The organism is Pseudoalteromonas sp. P1-16-1b, assembly GCF_001401785.1.
Lineage (GTDB): Bacteria > Pseudomonadota > Gammaproteobacteria > Enterobacterales > Alteromonadaceae > Pseudoalteromonas > Pseudoalteromonas undina.
In genome coordinates this window covers 300,760-309,799 of record NZ_LKGQ01000002.1, presented here as the reverse complement: position 1 = coordinate 309,799, position 9,040 = coordinate 300,760, and the positions used below count along the sequence as shown (strand labels likewise).

At 42.0% G+C, this 9,040-nt stretch carries 8 protein-coding genes; 6 read left to right on the top strand and 2 right to left on the bottom strand.

The annotated features are described in order from the left end of the window. Positions 1 to 238 precede the first annotated feature (238 nt). Positions 239 to 922, bottom strand: a complete 684-nt coding sequence (locus AN392_RS02865; protein ID WP_010391441.1) for a DUF3334 family protein — start codon at positions 920 to 922, stop codon at positions 239 to 241. A 116-nt stretch (positions 923 to 1,038) separates the two neighbouring features. Between AN392_RS02865 and cmoA the strand changes: the two genes are divergently transcribed. The 5 genes from cmoA (at position 1,039) to AN392_RS02840 (ending at position 5,395) form a co-directional block, all read left to right on the top strand. Further along, positions 1,039 to 1,764, top strand: coding sequence for a carboxy-S-adenosyl-L-methionine synthase CmoA (gene cmoA, locus AN392_RS02860; protein WP_055011763.1), 726 nt, complete (start codon positions 1,039 to 1,041; stop codon positions 1,762 to 1,764). Between the two features lie 15 nt (positions 1,765 to 1,779). Next, positions 1,780 to 2,748: a tRNA 5-methoxyuridine(34)/uridine 5-oxyacetic acid(34) synthase CmoB gene (gene cmoB / locus AN392_RS02855; protein ID WP_055011762.1), complete on the top strand. Its 969-nt coding sequence runs from the start codon at positions 1,780 to 1,782 to the stop codon at positions 2,746 to 2,748. Positions 2,749 to 2,944: 196 nt separating this feature from the next. Beyond that, on the top strand, positions 2,945 to 3,997 hold the full coding sequence (purM, locus tag AN392_RS02850) for a phosphoribosylformylglycinamidine cyclo-ligase (protein ID WP_055011761.1): 1,053 nt from the start codon (positions 2,945 to 2,947) through the stop codon (positions 3,995 to 3,997). Continuing rightward, a complete protein-coding gene (gene purN, locus AN392_RS02845) occupies positions 3,997 to 4,644 on the top strand; it encodes a phosphoribosylglycinamide formyltransferase (protein WP_054202175.1) in 648 nt (215 codons plus the stop codon). Before purM ends, purN begins: the two co-directional genes overlap by 1 nt. After that, the gene (locus AN392_RS02840) at positions 4,598 to 5,395 is read left to right on the top strand and encodes a DUF3108 domain-containing protein (RefSeq protein ID WP_235575564.1); all 798 of its coding nucleotides are present in this window, start codon (positions 4,598 to 4,600) and stop codon (positions 5,393 to 5,395) included. The genes purN and AN392_RS02840 overlap by 47 nt, the downstream gene beginning before the upstream one ends. Positions 5,396 to 5,501: 106 nt before the next feature. Here the strand turns inward: AN392_RS02840 and AN392_RS02835 are convergent, their stop codons facing one another. Then, entirely contained in the window at positions 5,502 to 6,266 is a 765-nt protein-coding gene (locus AN392_RS02835; RefSeq protein ID WP_055011760.1) for a class II glutamine amidotransferase, read from the bottom strand. A gap of 309 nt (positions 6,267 to 6,575) precedes the next feature. Here AN392_RS02835 and fadE point away from each other — a divergent pair, with 309 nt between their 5' ends. Next, complete coding sequence (gene fadE / locus AN392_RS02830; RefSeq protein ID WP_010391432.1) at positions 6,576 to 9,038, top strand: acyl-CoA dehydrogenase FadE; 2,463 nt, start codon at positions 6,576 to 6,578, stop codon at positions 9,036 to 9,038. The last annotated feature ends 2 nt before the right edge of the window (positions 9,039 to 9,040 follow it).

Here is a 9,040-nt window from a genome sequence, read left to right as displayed (position 1 = left end):
TCAGCGGTCAGCGGTCAGCGGTCAGCGGTCAGCGGTCAGCGGTCAGCGGTCAGCGGTCAGCGGTCAGCGGTCAGCGGTCAGCGGTCAGCCAAAATTCAATGACACACGAGTTCATAATGAAAGCCCTCGTTAATAAAAAACGCGATACTAAATCGCGTTTTTTATAATTTACTGATAGCTACAAACTGACAGCTAGCTCGTTAGATTTCGTTTCACTCAACCCAACCTACTTAAAACGTTAAAGCCCTAATTCGGCCATAAAGTCGTCGTCGCTATCATCTTGCTTTGGCTGTTTTGCTTTTTCTTTATCCGCTTTTTGCTTGGCTTCGTTTGCGATAATGTCGTCTGGGTCTACAGCTTCTACAATGTCAAAATCGTGAAGTTTAATAAACTCTGTTTTATCCATCGCTAATTCTAAATAGAAGATATTTTGATTGCGAGTCGTAAACGTTACACGGCGAGCTTGCGGGCGATCCATAGTGGTATCAACCGATATTTGCACTTGCTTATTAATAGCCATCATTTTTGGCTGGTTTTGGGTAATAGAGGTATGCAGCTGTTCACGCACTTTTGACGTGAAGTCTCCCACTATTTGGTTCATCAACTCACCCATCACGTTTGAAACGTCATCAGATAAGTGACTATGCGCGATTTCGTCTTCTGGCATGCCCATATTACGCATGTAATCGCCATAAATTTCCATCGCCGCTTGCGCCGTAAAGTTGGTAACAACTAAGCCGGTAAAGCCCCCGTCAAATAAAACAAAACAACCTATGTCTGGTCGCATACATGTGCGGGTGATTTTTTGCACCATGGCTGAATAGCTGATCTCGTTGCCGCTGGCTGATGAAAGTACACCCGTTACTGAGTGGCATAATGTTGCTAATATATCGTCGGTACTAATAACCTTACTTTTGCTCATTTAATAATCTCTTTTATACTTATTCTTCATAATTCTAGTCAAGCTACTGAATTTATCACTGACTATCCAGCATAAAATGTTAAAATAGCACTATTATTTTCAAAGAGACTGCCTTCGTGAGTATAAAAGACAGTATTTATGCCTCTGAGCAACAAGTAAAAGACTTTAGTTTTGATCAAAACGTGGTTGAAGTATTTCCCGACATGATCCAACGCTCGGTCCCCGGTTACGCCACCATAGTAAGTACCATGGGAAAATTAGCGGGCGAGTATGCTCAGCCAAATTCAAATTTGTATGACCTAGGCTGCTCGTTAGGGGCGGTTACCCTAAGTATGCGCCGTAATATTCAAACTGATAGCTGTCATATTATTGCTGTAGATAACTCACAAGCCATGGTGGAGCGTTGTAAGGTACATTTACAGGGGTTTAGATCAGACGTTCCTGTAACTGTTACTTTAGGTGATATTAACGAGCTTGATATTCAAAATGCCTCAGTAGTAGCGATGAATTTCACCCTGCAGTTTATTCCACCAGTGCAGCGCAAAGCGGTACTTGAAAAAATATACGCTAATTTAAAACCCGGTGGCGTTTTGCTATTAAGTGAAAAAATTAAAGCCGAAAACGAGCAATGCGATAACTTACTGATTGACTTGCACCACGACTTTAAACGTCATAATGGCTACTCTGAGCTGGAAATAAGCCAAAAGCGAACCGCCATTGAAAACGTAATGCGCCCCGATACACTTAGCACACATACACAACGTTTAAGCGACATTGGTTTTAGCCAAACGCAAGTGTGGTATCAATGTTTTAATTTTTGCTCAATGGTAGCAATTAAATAATTTAGAGAGTGACACATGTCTGCATGGTTTAACCAATTTTACGCTGCTATTGCACAAAGCCCACTTAGCCACTGGCTAGAAACCTTGCCTGCGCAATTAAAGCATTGGCAACAAGAGGCTAGCCATGGCGATTTGCCTCAATGGCAAAAAGTACTAAAAAACTTACCTGAGGTATCAACAAACCAAGTTGATATTGTCAGCAAAGTAGCAATAGGCGCGCCTGGCGAAATGACTGAAGGCGAAAAAAAGCAAACCACGCATTTATTAAAACGAATGATGCCTTGGCGAAAAGGTCCATTTAATGTGCACGGTATCGACATTAATACAGAATGGCGCAGTGACTGGAAATGGGATCGACTCCTACCGCATATTGAGCCATTAAAAGGCCGTACTGTATTAGATATTGGTTGTGGCTCGGGATATCACCTATGGCGTATGCGCGGTGAAGGTGCTCAGTTTGTGGTGGGTATTGACCCATCTGACTTATTTTTATGTCAGTTTCAGGCAATTAAACACTTTAACCCTGATGAAAACGTGCATTTATTGCCATTAGGTGTAGAAGCCCTACCAGAGCTTAAAGCATTTGATACGGTATTTTCGATGGGAGTACTTTATCACCGTCGCTCACCTATCGACTTTTTAGCGCAATTAAAGGCACAGCTTCGCCCTGGTGGTGAGCTAGTACTTGAAACTTTAGTTATTGAAGGCGATGAAAACACCGTTTTAGTACCGACCGACCGCTACGCAAAAATGCGTAATGTATGGTTTATTCCAAGCACTGCGGCACTAAAGCTGTGGATGGAACGTGTTGGCTTTAAAGATGTGAAAATTAAAGATTGTGCTATTACAACGCTCGACGAGCAGCGTAAAACTGACTGGATGGAAAACGAATCTTTAGTTGACTTTTTAGACCCCACTGACACCAGTAAAACCATTGAAGGCTACCCTGCTCCACTTAGAGCAATACTCACAGCAAAAGCCTAATTTGTAGTATTAACTTTTATTTTCATGTTAAAAAGCGCCATTGGGCGCTTTTTTTGGTTACTAATACAGCAACTAGCGGACAAGTGTCCTTGTCTTTAAAATCAAATCCAGATTTCAACTAGCCGCGCCCTTGCAATTGTTGTAAAATACGCGCGTTTCTAAGTAAGCATCAAAACAACTATTTTGAGGAAAACCTGTGAGCGAACAAAAACAGTCTCTAAGCTATAAAGACGCGGGCGTAGATATCGACGCTGGTAATGCACTTGTTGAGCGTATTAAAGGCGTAGTTAAAAAAACTCGTCGTCCTGAAGTGATGGGCGGAATTGGTGGTTTTGGCGCACTTTGCGAAATTCCTGAAGGTTATAAGCAACCCGTACTTGTAGCAGGCACTGACGGTGTTGGCACTAAGTTACGTTTAGCAATTGACCTTAAAAAGCACGATACTGTAGGTATCGACTTAGTTGCGATGTGTGTAAATGATTTAATAGTACAAGGCGCTGAACCCCTGTTTTTTCTAGATTACTATGCAACGGGTAAACTAGATGTAGACACAGCAGCCGACGTAGTAACCGGTATTGGTAAAGGTTGTGAAATTTCAGGTTGTGCCCTAATTGGTGGCGAAACAGCTGAAATGCCAGGTATGTATGATGGTGAAGACTACGACATGGCAGGCTTTTGTACCGGTGTGGTAGAAAAATCAAAAATTATTGATGGCACTAAAGTAGCCGCAGGCGATCAGCTAATTGCGCTTGCTTCTAGTGGTCCACACTCAAACGGTTTCTCACTAATTCGTAAAGTATTAGAAGTCTCTAACGCTGATACTAACCAAGTGATTGATGGCAAAACCTTAGGTGAGCACCTTTTAGAACCAACACGCATTTACGTTAAGCCATTACTTGAGTTGTTTAAGCAAGTAGATGTGCATGCGCTTTCGCATATTACTGGTGGCGGTTTTTGGGAAAATATCCCTCGTGTATTACCTGAATCTGCTAAAGCGGTTGTTAAAGGTGATAGCTGGCAGTGGCCTACTGTATTTAGTTGGTTGCAAGAAAATGGCAATATTACCACTCACGAAATGTACCGCACATTCAACTGTGGCGTAGGTATGGTGTTAGTTGTACCTGCAGATCAACTTGATAACAGCATAAACATTTTAAAAGATCTTGGCGAAAACGCATGGCACCTTGGCGAAATTCAAGATGCGGTTGCGGGCGAAGAGCAAGTTGAAATTGTAGGTGGTGCTGCGTAATGGCACCCACTCGTCTAGTAGTTTTAATCTCAGGCAGTGGCTCAAATTTACAAGCCATTATTGATGCCTGTGAAAGCGGCGAGATAAACGCTCATATTGCGGCTGTTATTAGTAATAAAGCAGACGCATATGGGTTAGAGCGTGCAAAAAGTGTAGGCATTGCTACGCAAGTACTTAGTCATAAAGAGTTTGACTCACGCGAAGCTTACGATGCCCAGTTAATGCATATAATTGACTCTTTTGAACCAAATCTAGTTGTATTAGCTGGGTTTATGCGTATTCTAACTCCTAGCTTAGTGCAAAAATATGTTGGAAAAATGTTGAACATTCATCCATCTTTGTTGCCTAAGTACCAGGGGCTGAATACCCACCAAAGAGCAATTGATGCAAAAGACGACGTTCACGGCGTTAGTGTTCACTTTGTAACTGAAGAATTAGATGGCGGACCCGTTATTCTTCAAGCTAAAGTGCCTGTATTAGCAAACGATACAGCAGACACGCTCGCTAAACGTGTGCATGCGCAAGAGCACATAATTTATCCTTTGGTGGTCAAGTGGTTCAGTGAACAACGACTTACGATGGAAGCAGATTATGCAGTTCTTGACGAAAAACAACTTCCTGCACACGGCGCGCACTACCCAAAATAAAAAATTAAGTGCTTGGCTACTATGTGCGGGCACTTTATTACTTCCTACCAGCCTGATTGCAGGCGAGTTAACCCAGTACCAAGCTAGTTATGATATTTTGCGCAAAGGCACTAATCATGGCAAAGCCGAGCGTGAACTAAAAAAACTCGATAATAATAACTACCAAGTCACTTACCACAGCGATATTGAATGGATGATTTTCTCTGACTCACGTCAAGAGTCATCAACTTTTAGCTTTATGAATGAAAAAGTAGAGCCTATTGATTACACGATGATCCGCACAGGCACTGGGCCTGACAAAAAGTATGAAATTAACTTTGACCGTCTAACCAAAACTGTTACCAGTAACACCAGCGATTACCCGTTAAAATGCCAATGGCATGATAACTTCCAAGATGGTATTTCTTATCAAGTACAAGTTCGTGAAGGTCTTAAAAAAGGCAAAACCAACTTCTCGTTTCCGTTGGTTGATAAAAAAGGTAATTGCCGTGACTACGACTTTGAAGTGGTAGAAACCGAAATGATTTCTCTGCCTATAGGTAATGTAGAAGCAGTGAAAGTTAAACGCTTATACGATAACGATAAACGCCAAGCTTTAGCCTGGTTTGCCCCAGAAATGGATTACATGCTAGTGCGCATGTGGAAGGGTGAAAAAGGTGTGGAGCAGTTTGAAGTGCAAATGAAATCGTTTACCGTGATCAACCCACCTGCTTTACCTGCAGAAGTGAAAAACGAAATAACACCTGAATAAATTGCTTACAAGGTAAAAGGCCCAAGTGTGACGACCATAACTTGGGCTTTTCATTTTAATACTTAGATTTGAAACTTTAAGTTGGGTTTCGTTTTACTCTACCAACCTACATTAATTCACCCATTTTAAATAACGCAAACTCTCCTGGCTGCATTTTTTGCCAGCGCTCATCATTCGTCAAAGGCCTTGTTGCTATAACCGTTACTACATCGTTTGGTGTGGTTTCTTGTTGAAAGTCGACCACCATGTCAGCATCAATCAATGTAGCTTTACCAAATGGTGCACGGCGCGTTATATAATGTAAGTTATTAGTACAATACGCTAAAACAAATACACCATCGGTCAATAACATATTAAATACGCCCTTTTCACGTAGCGTATGCGAAAGCTTGGCGGCATATCTAAAAACCGACGCCATATTACTTGGACGCTTTGGGTATTTTTCGCGAATTTTTTCAAGTAACCAACAAAAAGCGAGTTCACTGTCGGTGTTTCCCACAGGTCGATAATACTCTGGTTTTAAATCGTGATAATTTGAAAGCTGCCCATTGTGTGCATAGGTTATTTCGCGCCCCCACAACTCTCGGGTAAACGGATGAGTGTTTTCAAGACACACCCGACCACGATTCCCTTGGCGAATATGACTAATTACCGATACGCTTTTAATTGGGTACGCTTTTACCAGCTTTGCTATTTCTGACTGGTAACTTGGCTCTGGATCTTTAAAGGTTCTGCAACCTTTACCTTCATAAAAAGTAATACCCCAGCCGTCTTTATGCGGGCCAGTATTCCCACCACGCTCCAACAACCCTGAAAAACTAAAACAAATATCCGTTGGCACATTGGCTGACATGCCAAGTAATTCACACATAAAATAAATAAACCTTTAAAAAGCTAAACATAGAATATCGTTCTATTTTTAATAAGCGTACACTGATCATCATAAGTATATTTACTTAATTAAACTTATATTACTACTAGATTAATTGATTTTTTTAATGCTTATATTTTTTTATGATAAGCCAAAATAAACGATTACAGCCAAACTGTTCGTATAACATACAACGCATTGTAATAATCGTACCGATAACTACACTTTAATCTAAGTAATGTACTTGAAACTTAGCGTTACTAGCGCTACTCTAAACGAGGTGGTCTGACCTCTATTAAGGAATTAGCAATGACACTCATATTTACACTTGGTTTAATCGCACTGCTCAGCATTGCGCTTTACCACAGAGCGAGTTGGAACACAGCACTTGGTGTTTCTGCCGCAACATTATTAATTGGTACCTTTGCTGGTGCTTTTGGTTTAATTAGCTGGGTGATCTTTTTAATCATCGCAGTGCCTCTTTCAGTTACTGGTATTCGCCAGCAATACATTATCAAACCTATTTTCACCATCTTTAAAAAAGTAACACCGAGTATGTCTGACACCGAAAAGTCAGCAATCGATGCGGGTACTACGTGGTGGGAAGCGGATTTATTTTGTGGTAATCCAGATTGGAAAAAGCTTCACCAGTATCCAGTTCCAAAACTTACTATTGAAGAGCAGGCATTTATCGACGGCCCTGTTGAAGTTGTATGTAGTATGCTGGACGATTGGGAAGCTACGCATGAGCTGACTGATTTACCTCAGGATGTATGGCAATATCTAAAAGATAACAAGTTCTTTGCCATGATCATTAAAAAGGAATACGGCGGCTTAGAATTCTCTGCATTTGCACAATCGTGTGTACTGCAAAAACTAACCAGTAAATCAACATTGCTTTCGTCAATTGTTGGTGTACCTAACTCGTTAGGCCCAGGTGAGCTATTACAGCACTATGGTACTGAAGACCAAAAAAATCATTACTTACCGCGTTTAGCAAGCGGTCAAGAAATTCCATGTTTTGCACTTACCTCGCCAGAGGCGGGTTCTGATGCAAGCTCAATTCCAGACTACGGTGTAGTGTGTAAAGGGCAATGGAATGGCGAAGAAGTAGTTGGTGTAAGCCTTACATGGAACAAACGTTACATAACACTTGCGCCTGTAGCTACGGTACTTGGTCTAGCATTTAAGTTACAAGATCCTGATGGATTATTAAGCGACGTTAAAGAGCCAGGTATTACCTGTGCACTTATCCCAACAGATACCCCTGGGGTAGAAATTGGTCGTCGCCACTTCCCGCTTAATGTGCCGTTCCAAAATGGCCCTACTCGCGGTAAAGATATTTTTGTACCACTTGATTACATTATTGGCGGTCCAGAAATGGCTGGTCAAGGCTGGCGCATGCTAGTTGAATGTTTATCGGTTGGTCGTGCTATTACGTTGCCGTCAAATTCAGCCGGTGGCATTAAAATGATTGCAGTAGCAACCGGTGCTTATAGCCGTATTCGTCGTCAATTCCGCTTACCTATTGGTAAAATGGAAGGGGTTGAAGAATCAATGGCGAAGCTTGCCGGTTATGCTTACAGCTCAGACGCTGCAGTAAGCATGTCTACAGGCGCAGTTGATTTAGGCGAGAAACCATCAGTTGTGTCGGCGATTATTAAGTACCACCTTACCGAGCAAATGCGCGATTCAACCATTCATGCAATGGACGTGCTAGGCGGTAAAGGGATCATGCTTGGGCCAAATAACTATTTGGGTCGTGGCTATCAAGGTGCACCTATTGCCATTACCGTTGAAGGTGCAAACATCTTGACCCGTAATATGATTATTTATGGTCAAGGTGCAATTCGTTGTCATCCATTTGTACTTACCGAGCTAGGTGCGTGTGAAATTGAAGACCGCGAAGAAGCGCTTAACGTATTTGATAAAGCGCTAATGGGTCACATTGGCTTTACCATGTCTAACCTTGTACGTACTAAGTGGCTTGCGCTTACTGGCGCTCGCTTTACTAGCGTGCCATACAAAGACGAAACTGCAGAGTTTTACCGTATTGCGTCTCGCTTTAGTGCATCACTTGCACTTATGTCAGACATTAGCATGGCGGTATTTGGTGGATCTCTTAAACGTAAAGAACGTATTTCAGCACGTTTAGGCGACTTATTAAGTTACCTTTACTTAGTATCTGCAACGCTAAAACGTTACAACGACGAAGGCCGTAAAAAAGAAGATTTTGCATTGGTTCAATGGAGCTGTCAGGATCACCTTTACCACTGCCAGCGTGCACTTGCTGATTTAATCAATAACATGCCGTCGGCTCCACTACGTGGTGTTTTAAAAGTATTGTTATTCCCGTTTGGTCGTCCGGTTCGTAAACCTACCGACAAACTTGAGCACAAACTAGCGCAGTTGTTACAAGTTCCTAGCGAAACACGTAATCGTTTAGCAAGCTATGTATACCTTACAAACGAACCGCTTAACCTTGTAGGCCGTCAAGAGCAAACGCTTAAAGACGTTCTAGAAGTAGAGCCATTGTTTGAGCGTGTATGTAAAGAGAAAGGCGTAAAGCTGCCATTCTTCCAGCTTGATAAAGTGGCGCAAATGGGTTTAGAAGCGGGTATTTTAAGCCAAGCAGAAGCCGATAAGCTCGCTGCAGTAGAAAAAGATCGTCTAGACGTGATTAATGTTGATGACTTTGACCCTGCAGATTTACTTGCTGGCAAAGCAGCTCGTAATAGCAAAGCTAAAGCTAAAAAGGCAGATGCTGCTTAACT